Here is a 25243-nt window from a genome sequence, read left to right as displayed (position 1 = left end):
CGATGCATCTTTATCCATTAATGTTGATACAGAAAATATGCACACATTACAGAATATGGGTCGCTGTGCCGTGGGTACTGCTGGCCGGTTTATTGGCAGGTTGTGATAAGCCAACCCCAGCAGGCGCGTTACAGGAAAATACCACGGGCTATCCTAAGACGATTACGACTGAATTGGGAACTGCGGTAATTAACCAGCCAGCGCAGCGCATTGTTGCACTGGGGACGGGTACGGAAGATATTTTATTAGATCTTGGCATTATTCCCGTCGGTGTTGAATCGCACCGCTGGGGGGGCGATGTGGACGGATATTTGCCTTGGTTCAGGGAGGAAGTAGAGCGACGCGGAGCAAAACTCCCCGCAGTTATCGAAATGTATCCGGAGCTGGATATTGAGAAGATCATCAAATTAAAACCGGATCTGGTTCTGGCAACACAATCAGGTATCACACAGGAAAATTATGATCATCTGTCTCATTTTGTGCCTGTCGTTGCTTATCCGCGTAAACCGTGGCAGACGACTCCCCGGCAACAGATCGCGCTGGTGGCTCGTGCGCTGGATAAAATACCACAGGGAGAAAAGCTCAGTACCGAACTGGATACGATTCTGACTCAGGCAGGAAGTACGATCCCTGATATAGCTCGTTATTCGTTTGCTTATATCAAAGCAGGAACAACCGGTAACACCTTATCCATCTATGTCAAAAATGATCCACGCGTAGATACCCTTATGCATCTCGGTTTGTCCTTACTTCCACTGGCTGATTCCCTGACAGCTCCTTTTGGCAGTTTTACAGCCAACATCGGTTTGGAAAATGCAGACTTGCTTAATGGTGCCGATATTCTGGTGACTTGGTATAGCAGTGAAAAAGAACGGCAGCAGACAGAAGCACAACCTTTGTTTTGTTCAATCAGGGCGGTTCGTCAGGGAGGATATATTCCACTGACCGATCAATCTATTGTGATGTCGATGTCTTATGGCTCACCACTGAGCTTGCGTTGGGGGTTACCCAAATTTATGCCATTGCTGAAGCAGGAGATAGCAAAACATGAAAAACCCTAAACGGCGTAAGGTGCGTATATTGGGTTTGGTATTGATGGCTTTGCTGACCTGCCTTTGTATTGTTGCCAGCCTGAGTCTGGGATCGAAATCAATACCAATGTCAGCAGTCTGGCTGCATTACTGGCAGGGAGATCAGGGCAGTTATTATGATTTAGTCATCAATGCCCGTGAGCCGCGTACTCTTATCGGCCTGATGGCCGGAGCTGCACTGGCTCTCGCCGGAGCAGTCACTCAGGGCTTGCTGCGCAATCCGTTGGGGGATCCGGGATTATTAGGCATCAATGCAGGAGCAGCGGCTACCGTGGTTTTTTGCTCTTTCATTCCGGCGCTAGAGGAATTCTCCCGTTTTTGGAGCGCATTTATTGGTGCGGGTTTATCAACCTTATTATTCTATTTACTCAGTGGCGGTGCCCGTAATACTAACCCTGTCCGGCTGGTTCTGACGGGGGCGGCGATTAACGCCTGCCTGTTTGCTGTAGTACAGGGAGTGGTATTGATAAACGCACAGGTAATGGACAGCTACCGTTTCTGGACAGTGGGTTCACTGAGTGCGATGTCGCTGAATGAGGTCAGTTTACTGATACCTTATCTGCTGATGGCGGTTGTATTGACGCTTTCACTCAGTGCTTCATTAAATGTCATGGTGTTTGGGGAGGCAATTGCAGGCGCGCTCGGTGCTAACGTTGCCCGTACCCGTATTCTGTCACTATTAAGCGCCACGATGTTGGCGGCCGGCGCGACAGCAATGGCTGGCCCAATTGCTTTTATTGGTCTGGCTGCACCACATCTGATGCGGGCATGGGTGGGCAGCGATTTTCGCTGGCTATTGCCTTACTGCTTGTTTGCCGGCCCTTGCCTGCTATTGATATCGGATGTTGTAGGGCGCCTACTGATCGCGCCGGAAGAGATCATGGTCGGCATTATCACCGCCTGTATTGGAGCTCCGTTGCTTTATCTGGTTGCTAAAAACCGGACACAAAAAATCATGGTGGAATAGAGCATGACTCAGATTTATTCACCGCAACCAATAAGACAACAAGCTGTCAGAACTTTCTCATTGGGAAGAGCCATATTCATCAGTCCATCATGGCACACGAGTAAGGTAATCATGCTCATTCTGCTGTTGCTGGTGGTGATTTTCTATCTGACATTATCATCGGGTAGGGAAGGAATGGATAACCCTTTTCTGGGGGTAGGAAACCCCTATCAGGAATTTATTTTATTGCAAATCCGCTTACCCAGAGCGTTGTTAGCAATAGGGGCCGGTATGGCTCTGGCACTTTCGGGAGCGCTTTTTCAGTTGACGACCCGTAACACACTTGGCAGCCCGGACATCATTGGTATCAATGCGGGTGCTGCACTGGGGATTATGGTTGCGTTGCTTGTCTGGCCTGATGTATTGCCAACCTCGGTAGGAGCAATATCAGGTGCCGGACTTGCAGTATTGCTGGTTTATCTCGGCAATGGTGCTGGAATGGACAGAATGCAGACAGGGAAAATTGTGATATCCGGCATCGCCATTGCCGCATTTTGCATGGCAATGGTTGACTTTGCCGTTGCAAATATTCGTGCTGAACAGGCCCAGCAAATACGTGCATTACTGAGTGGCAGCCTTGCCAGCAGGGGATGGCAGGATGTGGCACTTATCAGTGGGTTGGTTGTTTTTACTCCTGTTTTATTTTGGCTGGGCAGGCAATTACGCTATACCCATTTTGGTCATGATATTGCCAATACATTGGGTGTACCCGTACGCCTTATCCAGATTATTAGTATATTACTGGCTGTCATTTTCGCTGCAATGTCGGTATTAGTGGTTGGCCCTATTTCTTTTATTGCCCTTTCTGCACCACAAATTGCCCGCCGATTAGTCCATGCGAAAGGTGCTGCATTATTTTGCTCAGCTTTGGTTGGGGCTTTACTGATGCTGCTGTCTGATTTTATTACCCTAATCTTACCAACTCCGGCACGTTTGCCTGTGGGGGTAGTGACTGCGGTGATTGGGGGAATTTACTTGATGTATTTACTGTATGCCGAATTAAGGAGAACACAATAATGCCATCGGACGTCAATTCCTCAGTAGTGACTTCGCGGCTTAAAGCCCGAAATCTTTCACTGGCATACGGTAAAAAAACGATTATTGAAGATATTAACCTTGCAATCCACGATAACGAATTCAGCGTCATTATTGGCCCTAATGGGTGTGGAAAATCGACGTTGCTGCGGGCGATCAGCCGAAGTATGCAGCCACAATACGGAGAAATTCAACTCGATGGAATAAATATCCATCGCTATAAACCAAAAGCAGTTGCACGTGAATTGTCACTGTTAACGCAAGGGGCCGTTGTGGCGGAAGCGTTGACGATTTATGACCTTGTTTCCCGTGGTCGCTATGCTTATCAGACTTTCCTGCGGCAATGGTCAGAAGCTGATGAACGCATTGTCAGAGAAGCCTTACAGGCTGTCGATTTATGGGATATGTCGGAAAAATTTGTCAGCGAACTTTCAGGAGGCCAGCGTCAGCGGGCATGGTTTGCCATGACACTGGCACAGCAAACGCCGATTATTCTGTTGGATGAGCCGACGACTTATCTGGATATTTCCCATCAGATCGAAATGCTTGATTTATGCCAACGCTTACATCAGCAGGGAAAAACATTGGTATTGGTTTTACACGATATTAATTTAGCACTGCGCTATGCCACCCGATTAATTATGATGAAGAGTGGCCATATTTATGCGGAAGGGAAACCTGAAGAAATTATCACGGAGCAGAGCATTGTCGATGTATTTGGTCTGGCATGTCGTATTATCCGTGATCCTGAATCGGATAAGCCATTAATTATTCCGAGATATAATGGAAGGGGGTAGAATGACTCAGATAACGTCAGAAATAGAGGTTAATAATATTGTCAATTTATTCGACAGTGCATTCAGCCATTTTAATTCATCGATGAAAGTGAATGCGGAAAATATTCCAGAAGGCAGCATGGTATTTCACCAATGGTCGGATGAAAAAGAATTTTTACCATTAATGCAACGTTACCAGAATGAATATTATGCAAAGAGTGATCAGAAGCCAAATAGTAAAGGGCTTTATTCTTTATGGGCGCAGTGGTATTTTGGCATAGTTGTTCCGCCGATGATGCTAATATTGCTGGAATACCCTCAAGCAGCAGATGCTGATTATAATCTTTTTCAGGTTGAATTTCATGAAAGCGGCCGGCCTAATATGGTTTACTATCAATTAACCTGGATGGATGAACCTATATCCCTACTGGATCGCTACTATGCTTTATTGGATCGCCATATTATTCCGGTCTGTGAAAAAATTGAATCTTACAAAGGGATTAATGGGCGTTTGCTATGGAATAATATTGGTTATGTGATGTATTGGTACTTAAGTAATTTCAAAGAAAGAATGAGTGATGAACAATATGAAATATTGGTCAATAATCTTTTCTTTGAAGCGAAATTACCCGATGGCAGAGATAACCCATTATATCGTACCGTGATATTGAGAAATGATATTATACAGCGCCGCTGTTGTTGCCAACGGAATAAATTACCGGGAGTAGGGAATTGTCGTGACTGCCCACTGGAAATTGGTTAATAAATTGGAGGAGCTATGCAAGTAACCCATCTCCGTGAAAAACGGATTGAAAAAGATCAATTTCGTGGTCAGGTGATTAAAAATACGCATTTCTTTCATTGTGATTTTTCATATGCTGATTTAACGGACAGCCAGTTTATTGATTGCTTATTTTATGAATCTAAAGACCAGCTAAGCTGCAATTTTAAACACGCTATTTTGAAAGATGCCAGTTTTAAAAATTGTGACTTATCGATGGTAGATTTCAGATATGCCAATGCACTGGGGATAGAAATTTGTGGATGTCGGTTGCAAGGTGCTGATTTTCGTGGCGTGAGTTTTATGAATATCATCAGTCCCACAATTCGGTTTTGTTCAGCTTATATCACCAAAAGTAACTTAAGCTATGCCAATTTTTCTGATGTGGTACTTGAAAAATGTGAATTATGGGAAAACCGGTGGCATGGTACTCATATTTTAGGGGCAACCTTCAGTGGCTCAGATCTGTCTGGAGGGGAATTTACCGCTTTTGATTGGTATGCAGCAAACTTTACTCATTGTGATTTGACCAATTCTACGTTGGGTGAAATTGATATACGGCGGGTGGATTTTCAGGGGGTTAAACTAGAAGCCTCACAGGTTGCAGAAATTATGGAACAGCTCGGCGTTGTGGTCATTGGTTAGTTGCAGGAAGCATGTCAGGCAGTCAATCACGGCAATACATCCGAAACAGTCTGGCTAAATGCTCTCCGGCAGGGGTTAAATTGGTATCTTTGCGGCGGATCAGACAAAACATGGCTAATGGAAGCGGCTCTTTAAGATCTAAGGCGACAAACTGCTGATGAAACAGTGCATCATCTGCTAAATCGACAGCAACAATAGTCACAAAATCACTTTTGGCAACGAGGCTCATACAGGACATCAATGTTTCACATGTGACGCTGAAGACCGGAGGCCTCTCCATTAATGAAAGCCTTTCAAACAACTGGCGATAATAAGTGCCTTTTGGCGTTGGCATGGTCCAGTCGCAATCAGAGAGCTCTTCTAAAGAAGTCGCATGCTGTTTGGGATGCCCTTTACGCACAATCACTTTGTACTCTTTTTCCATCAACTTCTCAAAGCTGAGGTCTGCATCTGCGCTGTCGGGATAATAAGTATTCACAGAGAAATCCAGTTCACCCTGCCTGAGTTGGGGCAACATAGCCAGTAACTGCCCTTCAACAATACGTAATTTGACGGTGGGATAACTGCGATGAAATTGTGTAATGATTTTTGGCATGATAGTGCGGACAATGCAACCCGCAACGCCAATATTGATGACACCACCAAGTAAGCCAATACGCTGCTGAATATCTTCCTGAGCAACTCTCAATTCTTCAAGTATCAAGCTGGCACGTGATAAAAAACTTTGCCCGCACTCCGTTAAATGAATTCCCTGATTACTGCGTATAAATAATTTTGCCCCTAGTGAATCCTCCAATTCACGAACCGATTTTGTCAAAGCGGGTTGAGAAAGTGATAAGGTTCGGCTTGCAGCACGAATACTGCCATAGCGGCTAATTTCAACAAAAGCCCGTAACTGATTGAGTTTTATTGGCATCCCTATTTTCTCTTTTGCGATAACGATTAGTTATATAGATGAAGTTAATTGTATCTGATTTAAGCTGCACTTCTTGTCTACATTAACTAAAAACAGGCCACTGATGTGATAACTAAAAGAGAACATAATATGCACACTTTATTGAATGAATCTATTCGGCAAATCGCCGGACAACTACAAAACTGGCGGCGTGATTTTCACCATTTCGCTGAGTCAGGCTGGTTTGAATTCAGAACCGCAACCCTTGTTGCTGATGAGTTACACCGGTTAGGTTATAGCCTGAAAATGGGGAAAGAGGTGATTAAAGCCGATGCAAGAATGGGGCTGCCTTCAGTACAGGCATTGCAGGAGCAAGAACAGCGTGCCATTAAACAGGGTGCGCGGGTGGAATGGTTGCCGCATTTTTCTGGTGGCTTTACCGGCATCGTAGCAACACTGGATACCGGAAAGGCTGGCCCGACACTGGCATTTCGGGTGGATATGGATGCACTTGATCTGAATGAGGATCAGACCCATGTTCATCGCCCTTATGCTGAAGATTTTTCTTCCTGTAATGCACATATGATGCATGCCTGTGGTCATGATGGTCATACGGCTATCGGGCTGGGGCTTGCTCATATATTGAAGCAATATGAGGATCGTCTCACGGGGAAAATCAAACTGATATTTCAGCCGGCAGAAGAAGGGACAAGAGGTGCAAAATCAATGGTCGAAGCTGGAGTTGTCGATGATGTCGATTTTTTTATCGCCATTCATATTGGCCTCGGTACTCCAATGGGGGAATTGGTTTGTGGTAATGATAGTTTTCTGGCAACGACCAAAATCGATGTCACTTATCGCGGGGTTGCTTCTCATGCTGGCGGAAAGCCGGAGGAAGGGAAAAATGCGTTGTTGGCTGCGGCTCAGGCTACTGTAGGGCTACACGCGATCCCTCCTCACAGCCAAGGTATTTCGCGTATTAATGTTGGCGTATTACAGGCGGGTATTGGTCGTAATGTTATTCCTGACTACGCATTAATGAAAGTAGAAACCCGTGGTGAAACGAATGAAATCAACGAGTTTATCTACGGAAAAGCCCTTGGCGTTATCGAAGGTGCGGCAAAAATGCAGGGAATTGAGTATGAAATACAGCTAATGGGGGCCGCAAAAAGCAGTAAACCCAGCCCTGAATGGGTCAATTTTATTTATCAGCAGGCTCAACAGTACGTTCCGGAGCTTTCATCTGTTATTAAAAGCAGTCATCAGTCCGCAGGATCAGAAGATGCTACTTATTTTATGGAGCGGGTTAAAACAAATGGCGGTCTGGCTTCTTACCTTATCTTCGGTACTGAACTTAATGCAGGTCATCATCATGGGCAGTTTGATTTTAATGAAGATGTACTGGCAATTGCAGTGAAAACACTGGCGATGATCACCATTCACCTACCTGATTTTAACACTCAGCGCCATCAATAACGCTTAGGTTTTCCTGTTCAGGGTAAACCTGCATCCAGCCATCACCGCATACAACATCACAACGTCAGCAAATGCAGAGGAAAAACAATGAATCAGGCCTCTCTATCTGTAAATAAGAGCCCGGGATATATTTTGGGGTGGATTGAAAAAGTAGGAAATAAAATTCCGAATCCTTTTGTTTTATTTATTTATCTGATTGCCGTGTTAATGATTGTGACCGCTGTTTTATCTTGGTTTGATTTGGCGGTAAAAAACCCGATAGATGGAGAGATGGTCAGGGTTAAAAATTTACTCAGTGCTGAGGGAATACAATGGATTCTGCCGAATATTGTAAAAAACTTCAGTAGCTTTACCCCACTCGGTGCCATTCTTGCGCTGGTCATTGGCGCTGGGTTGGCTGAAAAAGTCGGTTTGTTAAAGGCTCTGATGTATAAAATGGCGGCGGGTATCAATAAACGTTATGCCAGTTATGCCGTGTTATTTATCGCCTTTTTCAGCCATATCTCGTCAGATGCTGCACTTGTTGTGATGCCTCCGTTGGGAGCACTGATGTTTATTGCTGTTGGACGACATCCAGTGGCAGGACTCTTGGCTGCGATTGCGGGTGTAGGATCAGGATTTACGGCAAATCTTCTGATTGTCACAACCGATGTTCTGCTGTCTGGCATCAGCACTGAAGCGGCTAAAATGTTTGATCCTAATCTGCATGTCAGTGTGATTGATAATTGGTATTTTATGGCAACCTCCGTGATTGTACTGACGATTGCGGGAGCAATTCTGACGGATAAATTTATTGAACCACGTTTACCCGTCTGGGAAGGGAATACCGAGGAAAAACTAGAAAAACTCACGGCACAACAAAATCGCGGGTTGTTAATGTCCGGGCTGTCTGCGTTGATTTTCATCGGTATTGTTGGGGGGTTGGTGGTGCCTGAAAATGCACTGTTGCGGGACCCTCTGACGGGTTCAGTCCTTCCGTCACCTTTTATAAAAGGGATTGTGCCGCTGATTATTCTGTTTTTCTTTGTCGTTTCGATTACATATGGTGTTGTTACACAAAAAATAAAAACGCCTAATGATATTCCTGAGTTGCTCGTTGATCCGATGAAAAGCATGGCGGGTTTCATTGTGATGGTTTTCCCTTTGGCTCAGTTTGTGGCTTTCTTTAATTGGAGTCATATGGGTAAATTTATGGCCATCGGGATCACTGGCCTGCTGGAAACGTTGGGGCTGACCGGTGCGCCAGCCTTTATCGGACTGATGTTTTTATCTTCCTTTTTGTGCATGTTTATTGCGAGTGGTTCGGCTATTTGGTCGATTCTTGCCCCTATCTTTGTGCCGATGTTTATTTTACTTGGCTTTCATCCTGCTTTTGCGCAGATTATCTTCCGTATTTCTGACTCTGCTGTATTCCCCTTAGCACCAATGTCACCTTTTCTGCCTCTCTTCTTAGGGTTTCTCCAGCGCTATTATAAAAATGCCCGCTTAGGTACTTACTATACGCTGGTACTGCCTTATCCTCTGGTATTTTTTATCGTCTGGATGTTGTTGCTTATCGGGTGGTATTTTGCCGGATTACCCATCGGGCCGGGCATTTATCCAATATTGAATTAATGATTAATATTATACCCTGTGAATTCCTATTTATGATTTGATCTTCTTTGAGAGGCTTTGTCCTCTCATTTATCCTCAGCAAAATAATCCTTCCATCTATTTATTCCTGTTATTCCTGAATTAGGCTAAGAGTAATTATTTATTTTATATAGGGCATTTTATTTTAAATGGCGTGTTTGTTTTTGAAAGTATGATTGATTTTTAATGGGGGGATATATTTTAAAGTCTGCAATGTTGCAGGGTTTATTTATATTACTCGCTGTTGTTGTTAATAAATGCTATCCAGACGTTATCAAAACACTCATTATTATTTATGCCCGCATTCATTCTGTGAGTTATTCCGCTGATTTTCGATGTGATAGCTATTTTATTACGGTTGTTTCTAATTTTTACTGTCGTGGTTTGAAGCATGACTCACACTTAATAAAGAATATAAAAGTATATGAGGAAGGTGGTATGTTCTTAAGTAAAGAATCGTTCAGTGACGAGGAGTGGAACGATCCCAAGTTTCAGTTACGTAACTTAATTAAAACATCTGAGGGGCTGGAAAAATGGGTGGCATTAACTGACGGAGAAAGAAAAGCCATAGAAGCGGTTAAAGGAAAATATCTGTGGCAGAGCACTCCGTATTATGCCTCGCTTATGGACAAACATGATGAGAATTGCCCCATTCGGTTACAGACTATTCCTCATTTAAGAGAAATGAACGTAGCGGAAAACTCTGATAATGATCCGGTAGGAGATACAGCCAACCTAAAAACAGCCAGAGTTGTGCATAAATATCCGAATAGAATTGTTTTGCTGGTTTCGGATACTTGCCCTGTCTATTGCCGTCATTGTACGCGAAAGTTTCATACCACAGATGTCAGTGGTACCTATTTTGGTTCGGATCTGGCCGCATCTTATGAAGAAGACTTCGCTTATATTGAAAGCCACCCCGAAATTGATGATGTTCTGCTGACGGGAGGTGATCCCTTAATACATTATGACAAGTTTCTTGAAGCGATTATTAAGAGACTGAGAAGTATCAGCCACATTAATATTATCCGTATCGGAACCCGTTATCCTGTATTTGCTCCTCAAAGAGTGACAGAAAAATTCTGCCAGATGTTGGAAAAATACCATCCTATCTGGGTTAACACACATTTTAATCACCCGAAAGAAGTGACCGAAGAAGCTGCCGCTGCCTGTGATCGTTTACTACGGCATGGTATCCCTGTGCAGAATCAGTCCGTTTTATTAAAAGGCATCAACGATGATGTAGAAACAATGCGGTCACTGCTCAAAGCACTCTTGAGGATCAGGGTTCGTCCGTATTACTTGTACCATTGCGATAATGTATCCGGTGTTTCTCACTTCATGACCACTCTGGAGAAGGGACAGGAAATTATGGATGCGATGGTCGGGTTCGAGACCGGTTTTAGTGTGCCACAGTATGTCGTTACAACGACATTAGGCAAATTACCGGTTAACAGGGCACATGTCACCGCTCATGAAGACGGTCGCGTGACAGCGAAGAATTATAAACAGGATTCTTTAGATATTACTGAATATATCAAGCCACCCTCAGATTTGAATGATTATTCCGCTGAATATCGCAATAGTGAAATTATTCCCTCGAAGACTGTCGAATTATAAAAAGAGCGATCTGAAGGTTATCGGTTTTTAAAACGAACGATTAATCATTTCATAGTAATTAACTGGGATATTCATGATGATACAAGAGAATCCTTTTTCATCCCGCATTGCTGGCAGAGCAAAGAATATTAATGCCTCAGTGACAGTAGGGCTGGCAGATATTGTTGCCAAATTGAAAAGTGAAGGCCGTGATATTATTGGATTAAATGAAGGTGAGCTGGATTTCAGTACCGGGGCCATGATTGTTAATGACACCATTCGGGCATTGATAGATGGCAGAACACGGTATAGCTGGCTCAATGGTGAACCTGAATTAAGAGAGAAGATCTGCCAGAAAGTATTTGAAGATAACCGGATTAAAGCGACGCCTGAAAATGTCATCGTGACCAATGGCTCCAAACAAGTTATTTATGAAATCTTACAGACAGTCATTAATCCCGGTGATGAAGTCATTATTCCCGTGCCCTGTTGGGCAACATACCTTGAAGCGGTTAAATTAGCTGGCGGGAAAGCGGTATTAATTGAAAATATTGGTGTTGATCTGGATGTCGAAAAAATAAAACAGGCTATTACCGACAATACCAAACTTATCATTATTAATACGCCGAATAATCCGACCGGTGCTGTTTACTCGAAAGCCGCATTACAGACCCTGTGCCAAATCGTCAAAGAAAAACAGATCTTCATGCTATCAGATGAAGCTTATGAACAAATTGTCTTTGATGGTGAACATCATAGTCTGGCTGCCATTGATGACAATGAATACATCATCACGGTGCAAACATTTTCAAAAAGCTTTGCCATGACGGGCTACCGTATTGGTTACATGATAGCTCACCCTGAATTAATCAACAGAGTCTCTGACCTGCATGGTCATATGACCGATAATGTCTGCACTTTTGCCCAGTATGGTGCAATTGCCTCGCTCGAAATGCCCAAAGACTTTTATCAAGAAAGATTAGAGATACTCAAACAGCGCCGGGATCAGGCATATCGATATACCCGCGAACTTTTCGAGTGTGAGCTTCCTGCGGGCGCATTTTACTTGTTCCCCAATGTTGAAAAATACCTCAATGACCGTTGTCATGATGCGACTCAATTTTGTGAATATCTGCTCACTCATGCAGGGGTTGCCCTGATCCCGGCAGAAGCCTGTCTGTATCGTGGACATGTACGAGTTTCTTTTGCTGCGCCCATGGATGCCATTGAGCAGGGGTTTGAACGGATCGCAAACGTATTGCGTTAACTGATGACCATAAGGATTAACAATAATGAACCAAGCGATATATTCCATTGAACTGTCTGATTCAGAAGTTGATGAGATTCAGGCGCTCATCGGAAATTTACAAAAACGTTACCACTCTACTGATGATCAGGCGTTTGTTCGCAGTTTGCCGGAGTGGGTCGAGTCATTGCCTACCCGATTACGTATTGAAGTCAAAAAATTCCGTCATCAAGGTTACCCGCTGGTAGTTATAAAGGGATACCCCGATATGTCTGAATCGATGGGGGCAACGCCGAACCATTGGAAGGATGTTTCCAATACGAACGGTCATTATGATTACTACTGTTGTTTGATGTCGAGCTTATGCGGTGACGTCGTCGGTTTTTCTGATTTACAAGATGGAAAACTGGTACAAGAGATTTTCCCAATCCAGCAAGATGCCGGAAAGCAATTAGGCACAGGCTCTGTAGATCTGTTACTGCATACCGAAGATACCTCGCTGGACTACCGTGCGGATTACCTCGGTTTTATGTGTATTCGCAATATTTACCGCATCCCCACCAGCGTATCAGTTCCCGATTTTTCCAAACTCAGTGAAAAAACCGTCACTATTCTCAAGAAAAACAAATTCCGTATTTTTAACGATCGTCCGTGTTTGTCAAAAGAAGAGCGGGATGAAAATTATACGGTTTGCCCTATCCTGACGGGTAGCGGCGATCATATTCATATGCGCTATGACCCTCTGTATATGGATAAAGCTGCATTGGATACCGAAGAACTTGAGGCTGTGGCTGAACTGGAGGCACTCGCTGAATCCTCGGTATTTGATCTGGTTTTAAGCCCCGGTGAGATTGCCTTTATTGATAATTACCGCTGTGCTCATGGCCGCAAAGCGTACCAACCCAGATATGACGGTACTGATCGCTGGTTAAAGCGTACCCAGATTTTAACAAGATTACGGGATTTTAAACACTTGTCGTTACCCGACCGCATCAACGTGTTGCCTTAAATTTTTACCTCAAGTCTCAGCGCTGAGGTGAGTTTTTACTGCCCGAAATATTGATGTATTTGAGTGATCTTTTTTATTTGGCTTAAGAGTATGCGTAAACACAATCAAAATGCAGGAGCAGATCGTTTTGTTGAGCAATGGCGTTTCTGCCTTCAGGGACTTGATACTGATAATGTTCTTATTCTGGCGTTACTGAAAAAAGCACTCAGCGATATTGATGCAATACGCTTTAACGATTTGCAATCCGGGCGTCAGCTAAGCTGGCGCCAATTACTGTGCAGTATTGCGCGCATTTATCGTTATTTGTATGAATTGAACGTTACCCGTGGTCAGCGGGTGGTGACAATTTCGCATAATCGCTGGGAATTACTGGCGATTGAATTCGCCTGTCAGCTTAAAGGCGCTATTTATGCGCCGGTATACGCCAATTATTCTGAGGAGATGATGACTTACTGCCTGTCATTGGCAGAACCCGCATTAGTCATCACGGAAAAAGTATCACTTGCACAGACGCTGGCACAGCATAGCCCGTGGCAGGTGATGACACTGGAGCAAACCGGCTCTTTCACTGATTTTGCCGGTATTGATAGCGAAACTGACCTGATTAGCCCGGATAAAGCCGTCAGTCATGAAGCTATCGGAGAGGCATTACTCAGGGCGATCACGACAGATTTACAGGCTACGCAGGCAGAACAGGCATTCTGTTTAATGTTTACTTCCGGTTCCAGTGGGAAGCCGAAAGGTGTGTTGCTCAGTCAGAATAATATTCTTTCACAGCAACAGGCTCTGCAAATGTTATGGCATTTCGATGGCCCGCAATCTTTTCTCAGTTATCTGCCGTGGCATCACAGTTTTGGTGGATTGTTTGAAAAATACACGGCCATTTTCAGTCAGGCAATGTTACATATTGATAATAGCCGGGGCATGGATATTGACCGGATGTGCATTAATCTGAGCCAGTTAAAACCGACCCGTTTTTTCAGTGTGCCCAAGATACTGACAGTCGTTGCCAACAAAATGAAACATTCCGGGGCGTTTTACCGGGCCGTGGCACCGACATTGCAGATGATCTTCTCCGCAGCCTCTAAATTGCCTCCGGATATCGAAGACTATTTTAAGCATTGTGGTATCTACGTTGCTGAGGGCTGGGGGCTGACGGAAACCAGCCCATGCCTGACACTTAAAGGCCCGGATTATGAAGAAAGCAACAGCGTAGGCCGCCCTTTACCCAATGTCATTCTCAGTATTGATGAAGATAGCGGAGAGATTTTGGCAAAAGGGCCGAATGTGATGCTGGGCTATTATGCCGATGAAGCCGCTAACCAGCGTTGTTTCAGGCAGGGCTGGTTCAGAACAGGCGATCTTGGCAAGATGGTCAAAGGTGAACTTGTTCTGCTGGGGCGGTTAGATTCGGTCAAAAAACTGTCTAATGGCGAAAAGGTGTCCAGTGATGCTATTGAACAAAGCCTGTTTGAGAAAACCGATATCATCAACCATGCCATTATTGATATTGAACAACGTCCCTACGCGACCGCTTTATTGTTTATTAACCCTGAGCTTTGCCGCCAGCGGTTTGGTGAGAACTGTACACTACAACATTCATCCCGCTTGCAGGAGCATCTTGCTGAGGTGGTACACCAGCATAACCAGCAGGTGGAGGATAGCGCGTTCAAATTGATTGCAGTGGCGGTCACTGAAACCGCACTGTCACTGGAGAAAGGGGAAGTTACACCGTCATTTAAAGTATCGCAGCGCACTGTACGCGAGAATTATCAGGCTGTGCGTGATGCTTTATACGATATCAGCCAGCCTTTCCATCAGCATCCCGCATGTCATTCATTCCTGAAAATCAGCGGAAATCATCTTGTTTCATCTGTTATTCCTCAAGAGGCTGTGCCAATACAGCGGATTAACTGGGAAACATTTGTTCACATCATCGGTCAGGTAAGGGGTCAGAAACTGGCCGAAGGTGATGTACAACGTTCTTTAATGGATCTGGGTTATAACTCAGTGACCATCGTCCAATTGGCTGACAGCCTGAGTCAGGCTATGGGCCATGCGGTGACCGAAGTTGTGTTGTTCTCCGCTTCGTCAATTCATCAGCTTTGGCAGAGACTGGCTGTACCAATATCCACAGTAAAAACATCAGCAGTAAGAACCCGCGGTGAAAGCCTTTCACGCACTGAGGCCATAACATCACTACCGTCTACACAAAATAATATTGATGTTGCGATTATCGGTTATGCCGGGCGTTTTCCCGGTGCAGAAGATTGTGAACAGCTGTGGGAAAATCTGCTGGCAGGAAAAAGCCAGTTCAGCCGTTGCCCGGAAGATCGTCCTTTTATGGCACCGCTATTAGCAGAGTTTGAGGCAAATGGCATTCAGTTGAGCGGGGCGTTTTGCGACGATATTCGTCAGTTCAATCCTCGTTTCTTCCAGATTACGCCCAAAGATGCCCGATTGATGGATCCTCAGCATCGATTATTGTTGATGGTGACATGGGAGGCTATTGAGCAGGCTAACCTGAGCCTCAATGATCTGAAAGAAAGCCGAACCGGTGTATTTGTTGGCATCAGTCAGAATGGTTATCGGCAGTTGCTACAGGATTATCTCACGGAGACAGGAGAAGAGGGATATCCGAGCAGCGCAATCAACAATCAGAACAGCGTATGTGCGAATCGACTATCGTACTTTTTGGATTTGAGAGGGCCTTCGTTAACTGTCGATACATTGTGTTCATCATCGCTGGTGGCATTACATCAGGCACGTTTGAGTATTGAACGGGGTGAATGTGATACCGCTATTGTGGCGGGAGTACACCTACAGCTGGATATGGCGCATTTCAGGGAAATGCAGCAATTGAGCGTGTTATCTCAGGATGGAATATGTCGCCCTTTTGATGCCAAGGCGAACGGAACCGTTCTGGGCGAAGGGGCTGGCGTGGTTATCCTCAAACGCCATGATCTTGCCCTTCGTGATAATAACGATATTCAAGCCAGTCTGCTGGCTTCTGAGATTTATCATGGTGGTCGTAGTAATGGCATCACTGCCCCCGATCCGCTTGCACAACAGCAGTTACTGGAACAGTGTTGGGCAAAAGCGGGTGTGAAGGCGAGTGATATCGGTTATTTCGAAACTCACGGTACGGGCACTCATCTGGGTGATCCTATCGAAATGGCAGGCATTCATGCCTGTTTTCACGATCAAAAAGCGCAGATCCCCTGCTATTTAGGCGCGATCAAAGCCAATATCGGGCATCTCGAAGCTGCGGCGGGTATTGCCGGATTAATCAAGCTATTGCTGATTGATAAACACAGAATCGCGCCGCCAGTAGCAGGATTCAGCGAGTTGAACCCTCGGATCACGCTGGCAGAAGGACAACTGGCGATCCCGACTACTGCCCAACCGCTCACTCCCGAAAAAACATGTCTGGCCGTCAGTGCATTTGGCATGGGAGGAACCGGGGCGCATGTGGTGATCAAAAGCCACAGTAAAAGACAAAAAACGCTTTCTACGACAGAGCCACAAAATGAAACATTACCTTGCGTATTGAGCGGATGCGATCAGGCACATCTACAGGCTATTGCCAGCCGATTATTAGCGGATGTGCAGCAACATATCAAACAAAAGCAATTTGTGCTTAGAGATTTTTGCCAGACACTGGCGCAGCGGACGGTATTGCCGGTTGTTTGTACACTGGGGGTCAATAGTGCTGAACAGTTGGTTGAGCAGTTATCCGCAATCGCCAGAGGAGAAGTGATAGGTTATCGCGCCAGTGAACATGGCCTATCAATTGCTGATACCACGACGGATAAAACAACGATGGCATTAGTTTTTGCCGGGCAGGGAACGCAATCGGTAGCGATGGCAGCTCAGTTGTATCGTCATCATGTGCAATTTGCTCAGTGGATTGATCAGATTGATCAATTATGTTCGGAGATAGCAGATGAAAGTGGGCAACTCAAGGTGGAGGTCAAACAACTTCTGACTGAGCCGGTAGACGAGCAGACAATCAACCGTACTGAGTTTGCTCAGGTTATTTTGTTTGCTTTCGAGTACGCACTCTATCAGTGTCTGCGTCCGGCTATCGGGCGTATTGATATTCTGCTTGGTCACAGTCTTGGTGAATATGTGGCGGCCTGTGTTGCCAATGTATTTTCCCTGAAAGAAGGGCTGAGGATCATCATCAAACGCGCGCAATTAATGGAAGCCAGCGATCCCCGTGGTGCGATGATGATGGTGAATGATTCGGCGGAGAAAGTGAGTGCTCTGATTGAAAGTGAGCTAAATATTGAACAGCAAACCGAGCTGACGATTGCCGCAGAAAACAGCGAAACCAACACTATTATCAGTGGCACACATGATGCGCTGGAGCATTTCCGGCAAAAACTCGAACAGCACGGACTTCATGCCCGTTTTATCAATACTAACCGGGCATTTCATTCTCCGATGATGGGCAAAGCCGCTCAGGAATTTGGTGCGTTTCTTGCTGATATTCCGCTTAACGTGGCAGAAGTGCCGATTTTGTCGAACCTGACGGGGCAACCGGAAACAGCGTGTTTCGCGACAGTCGAATACTGGCAGCAACACATGTTAGGTCGAGTCCTGTTCCGGCGTAATCTGGAGAATTTAGCGGCGATGGCAGGGCTGAAGATCATTGAGATTGGGCCCAAAAGTATGCTCAGCGTATGGCTATCGGAGAAACAACCGCATCACTTTGCTTCCGCTTATAGTCCCTCCCGGAACAGCCGGCAACTCAATTATTGCGATTTATTGGCGGTATTAGCCAGTGACACTTTATCCGGTTCACCGAGAGAGTGGCTGACAATGTATTCACCGTTCACGTTCAATCCCGCCTTATTGCCGATCAGAAAACTACTGACAGAACCATGTTGGTTTACGGAATACAGCGCCACGTTAGTGAATGGTGTCAGACAACAGAAACAGCCTGAAGAATATGAACAGGGCAACCTGATTGAGCATGAATCTTTCTGCATCATGCAGCAGCAAATTGATTGTATGAACGCCATTTTCCAAGCTCAATTAGACATTATGAAGGGAAAGTAACGTAATGACGCAACTGCCAAACGAACTCAAACACGCTCTGCAAAATTGGCTACAGTCAGAATTAGCGAGTGAGCATGTGCCTACCAATACTGACTTTTTGGCGCTGGGTATTGAATCTCTCACGTTGATTAGATTTAAAAACAATATTAAATCCCAATATGGCGTGGATATCAGCATCGGAAAATTTTTTAAGGGATTATCGAATATTGATAAGGTGGCCAGCTTCATCAGTCAGCAGGCGAAGCCTGCCGTGACTGGCAGTGTTACTCACGAACCGAATGTGCCGCTAACTGTGCCAGAGATGCCAACACCACCGCAATCACGAGGACAGCAGCCTGAGCCGATAATTAACGAACCTATGGTCAATCAAGCTGTAGTTGACCAATCTGTAGTTGACCAATCTGTAGTTAACCAATCGATAGTTAACCAATCGATAGCTAACCAGTCTACAGTTAACATGCCCGTTGTTAATATGCCGATGACGCCTGTCCGTGAAACCAAACTCGATATTGAGACTAAACAGGGCATTATGGTGGCTCAGTTAAACGCGATGCAGCAACTGTTTCAGCAGCAGCTGGCGGTATTGCAGAATATCAGGGGAGGAACTACGAATGTTATCACGGCGAATCAACCGCCAGTGTCAGCATTAACCCCGGTATTACCTACCGCCCCAATGACACCACCAGCCCCAATAGCACCACCAGCACCAATAACATCAACGGAGCCTACAGCATCAAATACCGCTCCATTGGCCAGCACTCAATCAGGCAAACAATCTGTTGAGATCCCCGATCATCACACTGAGCAGCTTCAGCCTGAAGTGACAAAGCCAGCAACTTCATCGGGTGAAAAAGCCAAATTTACCTATAAACCGGTTGTGCTTTCAGAGCCTGTGCAAAGTGATGCGGAAACGACAGCGTTTATTCAGCAATACAACGCGAAAACAATCGCGTCAAAAAATACTATCCAGAAATACCGGACAGCGCTTTGTGATAACCGCAACGCGATCCAATTCAACAGCAAACTGAAAGAACTCTGTTACCCGATTGTGGGGAAAACGGCAAAAGGGGCACACTTTACCGATCTGGACGGTAATGTTTTTATCGATATTGCGATGGGATTTGGCGTCAACTTTTTTGGGCATAATCCCGATTTTATCCAACAGGCGTTGCAAAAGCGGCTTCAGCACGGTTTTCATCTTGGCCCTGTTGATGAGTCCGCGATGGTGGTTGCGGATCTCATTACCGAAATCACCGGCGTTGAACGCGTCGCGTTCACCAATTCAGGTACTGAGGCAATAATGCTTGCCTGCCGTGTGGCGAGAGCGGCCAGCGGGAAACAAAAAATTGTCATCTTCAATAATGCCTATCACGGTCATTATACGGAAATTCTCTTTATGGGCGGTATGAAGCCCGGAGAACAGTTCCCACAATCCAGCGGTATTCCTGATCGTTTGGGGCAGGATATTGTGGTACTCAATTATGGCGAACAGCAAAGCCTGGATTACATTACGGCCCACGGGCATGAAATCGCCATGGTTATGGTTGAGCCGGTTCAATCACGCAATATCACTTTACGACCAAAATCGTTTATTCAGACATTACGGAAAATCACCGCACAACAGAATATCGTTTTGTTATTTGACGAAATTATCACAGGATTCCGTTATCACGCCCGAGGCGCCCAACATTATTATCAGGTCAAGGCAGATTTGGTGACTTACGGTAAAGTCATCGGTGGTGGCCTGCCCGTTGGTGTGCTGGCCGGCGATGCGGTAGTCATGGATTATATTGATGGGGGGTTCTGGCAATTTGGTGATGCCTCTTACCCGCCTAATGAAACGACTTTCTTTGCCGGAACATTTTGTAAACATCCTTTGGCAATGGCAGCCGCAGAAGCAACGCTGTTACATATGAAAGCACAAGGGCCATCGTTACAAGCAGATTTGAACGACAGAACGACAGGGTTCGTTAAACGGCTTAATGGCTTATTTACCGCAGCAAATAGTGGAATAGAAGTGGCGAATTTTGGGTCACTTTTTAAATTCAGCCAGAAGAAAAATCATGAATTGTTTTTCCATCATTTATTGATGAATGGGGTTTATACGTGGGAAGGGCGTACTTGTTTCCTCTCGACGGCTCATGATGATAGTGTGCTGGAGGCGAGTTTCAATGCCTTCGAAAAAACCGTTGAAAGAATTACCGCTGTTTCCCGCTCTTCTTCTTCTCGTCCGCAGGATAAACCGATTGCGCCGAAAATTCAGGAAACAACGGTTTTGGCTGAACCCAGAATGCAGAAAAATCTGGCGATGGCGAGCTGGTACGATCCCGCTGCCTCAAAATCTTACAATGAATTCATTCAGTGTGTGATTACTGACGAATTACAGCCCCATCGTTTAAACAGCACCATTGAGTATCTATTCAATCGTCACCAACAGTTGCAACAGGTCTTTTGCCCTGAAACGTTTAAAACCGTAGCGGGACAATTTGACTATCATGCTGCCATGCGTGTTGAGCAGTCTCCTCTTGATTCACCGGAGATGTTTTCTCAGTGGCAACAAGCCTGTATAGATGAAGAATTCATACTCGATCGCGGGCCGATGTTCAGGGTGCATGTAGCGCAGGTTGATCTGTCCAAGCCATTATGGAATGGAACTTCTTTAGCGCAATATGCATCGGATCACGACCGGGTGGATATCATTTGCTTGGTTGCCCACCATACGGTTGTTGATGGTGTTTCTTTGGATATCTTCATTGATGAATTAGTTGCTGTTTATCATGGGGCCAGTGACTTACCACCCGCTGCGCAATATCAGGATTATCTGGAGCGGTTGGCTGTTTTCAAAAGCACGACAGACTTTATTCATCAAAAATCATTCTGGCATAAATATCTATCTGGCTGGCAGAAGGATTTGGCTAATTTACCCGCGACAGCACCTGTCGAACTCACTGAAGAAGGTGAAGTGCTGGCTACGGGGGGCTTTCATCTGGAGAAATTACCGCTTGAACTGACGACTAAACTGTTGCATTACGCCACTCAACATCGCGTGACACCTTATATGTTGATGTATACCGTCTACTCCATTTTTCTGGGGTCGGTACTTAAGCAATCTCAGTTCGTTATGGCGACATCGGTGGCCGGGCGTAACTTTGATAACTTCGATAATTTGGTCGGATTAACGACCGCGATGTTGCCCGTTCGGGTTAATACCTGTCATGAACAACAGCTTTTCAGTGAGTATCTCGACCTGACCTGTGAGCAATTGTTGGCGGTTCTTTCCCATCAGGATGTGACCGTTGACGATCTGACAGTGCAAGGTAACAGCCTGAGTAATCGTTCAGAAATGCTGACCCGCTATCTCAATTACGATTTCAATTTCAGCCCCCGTAAGCTGAGGCTGAATGACAGTGGTAGTTGGTCGGTATTACTGGACAATCCTAAGCGTTTCATTGTGGGTCAATTATCTTTGGATGTGTTCCAGAGCGAAAATGACCTGTATCTGCATTGGGAGTATGCAGCACAAGCCTACAGCAAGGTACAAGTTAAAATGCTGTCCGCTAAGATGGTGCAATTATTGGATTATCTGGTAAATGTGCCAGAGCAGAATGCACTGACTTTGGCTGATGTCACTACTTATCTCAAATCACTGGATGCGTCATCTATTGCCATAGGAACAGTGCGGAAGGATTTTCTGTATCAGGCACCGATCCATGCCTTGTTTGAGCAACGGGCTTTTGATGAACCACAGGCGTGTGCATTAGTTGATACCCGTTCGCCGGAAGGGGTGAAGCAACTTTCATTTGCTGAATTGAACCGTCAGGCGAATGCGTTGGCTCATCACTTGTTACATCAAGGATTACAGCCAGAAGAACCGGTTTTTGTCAGGGTACGTCGTGGTATTCCTTTGGCAATCTCCGTGTTAGCCATACTGAAAGCAGGGGGCGTATATGTTCCTGTTGATAAAAAATTACCTGTGACTCAGGTTGAATATCTGCTCTCAATACTGACTCCACGATTTGCCCTTATCGACGAAGATTATGGCACCCTCAATACACTTTCTCATGTGCAATATTTCAATTTTTACGATGAAGAGACGCTGTTGCGTCAATGTGGTGTGGATGAGGGGGGCGTAAAGGAGGGGAATTCGGCGTTATTGCAAAATCCCGGAAAAGTGATCCCGGCAGGACAGACCGCTTACATTACCTGTACGTCTGGCAGTACTCAGAAACCCAATTGCGTGATGAATTCTCATGGCGCCATTGCTCATCATTGCTTGATGATGAAGGAATATCTGGCGATTGGCCCCGAAGATCGGATGCTTCAATTTACCGATTTATACTGGGATATTGTTCTTGAAGAACTTTTCCCTGTCTGGAGTGCGGGCGGTCGTGCTGTCTTTTTCGGTGATACACCGCCAGATACTTTCTCTGATTTTAATCAATTACTCATTGAGCAACAGATTACGCTGGCTGATTTACCGTCGACTTACTGGCAAGGCTGGGTGGAAAGTTTAGACGATCCGGCGATGGTGTATCCCGCTCACTTACGACGTGTTTTAGTCGGCACGGAAAAAGTTGACCCACAGACACTGAAGAAATGGCAGCAGCACGTTGTGAAAGGCGGAATATTCTCTAATGCTTATGCGCAGACAGAGACAACCATCACCGCGACGGATTCGGTAATCACGGCTGAGACATGGGTCGGTGAAACCGTTCCGCTGGGCAAGCCATTAGCGAATACGGGTTTTTATGTGCTGGATGAAGCCGGGCAGCCAGTGCCCCGTGGCGAACCCGGTGAATTGTATATTGGTGGCCCGTTGGTATCCAAAGGGTATTACGGTAATGACACTCTGACCGCTGCCAAATATGTATCTGATCCGTATATTCCGCGTGAAGCCTGCAACCATGCTATTCCTCCGCGCATGTATAAAACCGGTGATTTGGTCAGCATGGATGAGCAGGGATGTCTGTCATTCCTCGGTCGTACCGATTTTCAAATTAAGGTACGTGGCTATCGGATTGAGCCGACTCAGTTGGAAAGTATTATCGGCCAATGGGAAGGTGTCGAGCAGGTTGTACTGACAACAAACAGTGTGATTGATCCACGTATTCCGGTGGCGGAAACAAAATTACTCTGTTATGTGAAAACTCAGGCGGATAAAGCGGAACAAAAAGCACTAAGTGAGCGGATACGCCAGTTTATCCGCCGCAACTTTGCTCATTATATGCAGCCACATGCCATTATTTATCTGGCTGACTTCCCTAAAACCACCAATGGCAAAGTATCGATAAAACGGTTTCCTTTGCAACCTGACCTATTCCCGAATAACGCATTACAACACCGTTCATTACAGACGCATGTTTCTGAACTTGTCACGCAAGCGCCATCACCGGCGGATCTTAGCAGCACTGCGGGTCGTTTGCTGATGACTCATCTTGGACAGCATGGGTTGAATATGAATGAAAGCTTTGTTGCATTGGGCGGAGATTCGTTAATTGCGATCAAAATCCTGTCTGCCTTGCAAAAAGAGTATGGCATGACGCTGAGACTACCGGAGTTTATGGCTTGTGAAACCTTAGCTGACCTGATTGGGTGGATTGAAGCCGCGTTGGCTCAAAGCAGGGCTACAGACGGGGCTCAGACAGCCTTACCGAATAGTCATGCAGAGAGGGCAGGGCAAAAAGACAAACCTGTATTACAGGCTCGTAGTCGTAAAAAGAAGGTAATGGTTGAATGAAGGGGATCAATGGTTTTTATCCGCTGTGGATTGGCATCGCGGTGTCGATTTTTGGCAGTGAGCTGACCGAATTTGCATTCGGGCTGTGGTTGCTGGAAAAGCAAATGTCAGTCACTGCCTACACAAATATGTATTTGGTATTAGTGCTTCCGGCCTTTTTACTGATGCCGTTAGTCGGATATGTGATTGATCATTACGATAAACGTAAGGTGTTATTGTTCACAGAGGGCATTGCGGGTTTAGCCTTGGCGATTGTGCTTATCTTCAATCACTTTGGCTCTCTCAATAATATCGTGGTTTATCTCTATATCGCATTGACCAGTGTGTTGACGGCGTTACAGATCGATTGTTACAGCACGCTGGTTTTCCGGCTGGTTCCGGCTGCTTCACTGAATCGGGCGAATGCATTAGGCAGTCTCAGCGATTCACTACCACAAATGCTTGCCCCGATCATCGGGGCGTTTCTGTTCTCTCACTATGGATTAGGGATTGTGCTGACGCTCGATCTGCTGACATTTATGATCAGTGCCTTTGCTGCCGGATTATTGTTCAGGATCAGCGCAGTACAGTTTCTGCCACATGATGATGGCACTCTCTCTAAATTGAACTGGAAATCGATTTTTCCTGATATGGGGAGCGTCCGGTTGGTCAAAGCATCGCCGGAAATGACTTATATGATTGCGTACACCTTTTTTAAAGCCATTCTGGTCGGGGGAACGCTAATTACTATTGTGCCTTATTTCACCACTTATTTTTCTGTTGCAGATGCCGGCTACATGATGTCTATCGGTGGTGTTTCCATGGTGATCGTCAGCCTTATCTCAGCATGGCGGCCTTCCATATTAAAACGTATGCCGCTATTCGCTCTGGAATTCCTGTTCGCAGCGGGTTTTGTGGTATTGACCCAGATAAAGAATATTTATGTTGCTGGTATATGTATCGCGCTTAGCTTTATCACGATGCGGATAAGCATCATTAAAATGCAAACATTATGGCAGACCACGGTGCCGAAAATATATCACGGCCGCGTCTTCGCACTGCGTAATCTGGTAAAGACATTCAGTAGTTTCATCATTTATCTCATCACCGGAATTGTATTGGATCTCTTACTGGCTCAAGAGGGGGGATGGGCGATTTGGGGGCAGGGTAATCCGATGGATCTTTACTTTATTGGGATTACCTTACTGATATTACCTCCCTTGCTTATCTCGACACGCAGGCTGTTAGTCGCTATAGGGGGAGAATAAT

At 45.4% G+C, this 25243-nt stretch carries 15 protein-coding genes; 14 read left to right on the top strand and 1 reads right to left on the bottom strand.

Features of this window, described 5'->3' with window-relative positions:
* The first annotated feature begins 2 nt into the window (after positions 1-2).
* From AAC855_RS08945 to AAC855_RS08920, 6 genes are read left to right on the top strand one after another with little or no spacing between them, the layout of a single operon-like run.
* Positions 3-1061, top strand: coding sequence for an iron-siderophore ABC transporter substrate-binding protein (locus AAC855_RS08945; protein WP_340609228.1), 1059 nt, complete (start codon positions 3-5; stop codon positions 1059-1061).
* Entirely contained in the window at positions 1048-2058 is a 1011-nt protein-coding gene (locus AAC855_RS08940) for a FecCD family ABC transporter permease (protein ID WP_340609227.1), read from the top strand. The genes AAC855_RS08945 and AAC855_RS08940 overlap by 14 nt, the downstream gene beginning before the upstream one ends.
* Before the next feature lie 3 nt (positions 2059-2061).
* Entirely contained in the window at positions 2062-3114 is a 1053-nt protein-coding gene (locus AAC855_RS08935) for a FecCD family ABC transporter permease (RefSeq protein ID WP_340609226.1), read from the top strand.
* Positions 3114-3929 (top strand): ABC transporter ATP-binding protein, encoded by an 816-nt coding sequence (locus AAC855_RS08930; RefSeq protein WP_340609225.1) that lies wholly within the window; start codon positions 3114-3116, stop codon positions 3927-3929. Before AAC855_RS08935 ends, AAC855_RS08930 begins: the two co-directional genes overlap by 1 nt.
* A gap of 1 nt (position 3930) precedes the next feature.
* The gene (gene fhuF / locus AAC855_RS08925; RefSeq protein WP_340609224.1) at positions 3931-4671 is read left to right on the top strand and encodes a siderophore-iron reductase FhuF; all 741 of its coding nucleotides are present in this window, start codon (positions 3931-3933) and stop codon (positions 4669-4671) included.
* A 15-nt stretch (positions 4672-4686) separates the two neighbouring features.
* Positions 4687-5334 (top strand): Qnr family pentapeptide repeat protein, encoded by a 648-nt coding sequence (locus AAC855_RS08920; protein ID WP_340609223.1) that lies wholly within the window; start codon positions 4687-4689, stop codon positions 5332-5334.
* A 22-nt stretch (positions 5335-5356) separates the two neighbouring features.
* Here AAC855_RS08920 and AAC855_RS08915 read toward each other — a convergent pair whose 3' ends face one another.
* On the bottom strand, positions 5357-6250 hold the full coding sequence (locus AAC855_RS08915; protein WP_340609222.1) for a LysR family transcriptional regulator: 894 nt from the start codon (positions 6248-6250) through the stop codon (positions 5357-5359).
* A 129-nt stretch (positions 6251-6379) separates the two neighbouring features.
* Between AAC855_RS08915 and AAC855_RS08910 the strand changes: the two genes are divergently transcribed.
* From AAC855_RS08910 to AAC855_RS08875, 8 genes are all read left to right on the top strand, one after another.
* A complete protein-coding gene (locus AAC855_RS08910) occupies positions 6380-7705 on the top strand; it encodes a M20 family metallo-hydrolase (RefSeq protein WP_340609221.1) in 1326 nt (441 codons plus the stop codon).
* 87 nt (positions 7706-7792) lie between these two features.
* A complete protein-coding gene (gene abgT / locus AAC855_RS08905; RefSeq protein ID WP_340609220.1) occupies positions 7793-9319 on the top strand; it encodes a p-aminobenzoyl-glutamate transporter in 1527 nt (508 codons plus the stop codon).
* A 456-nt stretch (positions 9320-9775) separates the two neighbouring features.
* On the top strand, positions 9776-10957 hold the full coding sequence (blsG, locus tag AAC855_RS08900; RefSeq protein WP_340609219.1) for an arginine 2,3-aminomutase: 1182 nt from the start codon (positions 9776-9778) through the stop codon (positions 10955-10957).
* Positions 10958-11030: 73 nt separating this feature from the next.
* Positions 11031-12203, top strand: coding sequence for a pyridoxal phosphate-dependent aminotransferase (locus tag AAC855_RS08895; protein ID WP_340609218.1), 1173 nt, complete (start codon positions 11031-11033; stop codon positions 12201-12203).
* A 25-nt stretch (positions 12204-12228) separates the two neighbouring features.
* On the top strand, positions 12229-13191 hold the full coding sequence (locus AAC855_RS08890; protein WP_340609217.1) for a TauD/TfdA family dioxygenase: 963 nt from the start codon (positions 12229-12231) through the stop codon (positions 13189-13191).
* Positions 13192-13281: 90 nt separating this feature from the next.
* Positions 13282-18258 (top strand): beta-ketoacyl synthase N-terminal-like domain-containing protein, encoded by a 4977-nt coding sequence (locus AAC855_RS08885; protein WP_340609216.1) that lies wholly within the window; start codon positions 13282-13284, stop codon positions 18256-18258.
* Positions 18259-18262: 4 nt separating this feature from the next.
* Positions 18263-23995, top strand: a complete 5733-nt coding sequence (locus AAC855_RS08880; protein ID WP_340609215.1) for an amino acid adenylation domain-containing protein — start codon at positions 18263-18265, stop codon at positions 23993-23995.
* Positions 23992-25242, top strand: a complete 1251-nt coding sequence (locus tag AAC855_RS08875) for an MFS transporter (RefSeq protein ID WP_340609214.1) — start codon at positions 23992-23994, stop codon at positions 25240-25242. The genes AAC855_RS08880 and AAC855_RS08875 overlap by 4 nt, the downstream gene beginning before the upstream one ends.
* The last annotated feature ends 1 nt before the right edge of the window (position 25243 follow it).

This window comes from Xenorhabdus bharatensis, from assembly GCF_037996705.1.
In the GTDB taxonomy this organism is placed as follows: domain Bacteria; phylum Pseudomonadota; class Gammaproteobacteria; order Enterobacterales; family Enterobacteriaceae; genus Xenorhabdus; species Xenorhabdus bharatensis.
The sequence above is the reverse complement of the archived record's forward strand: the minus strand, read 5'-3'. Positions and strand labels throughout refer to the sequence as shown.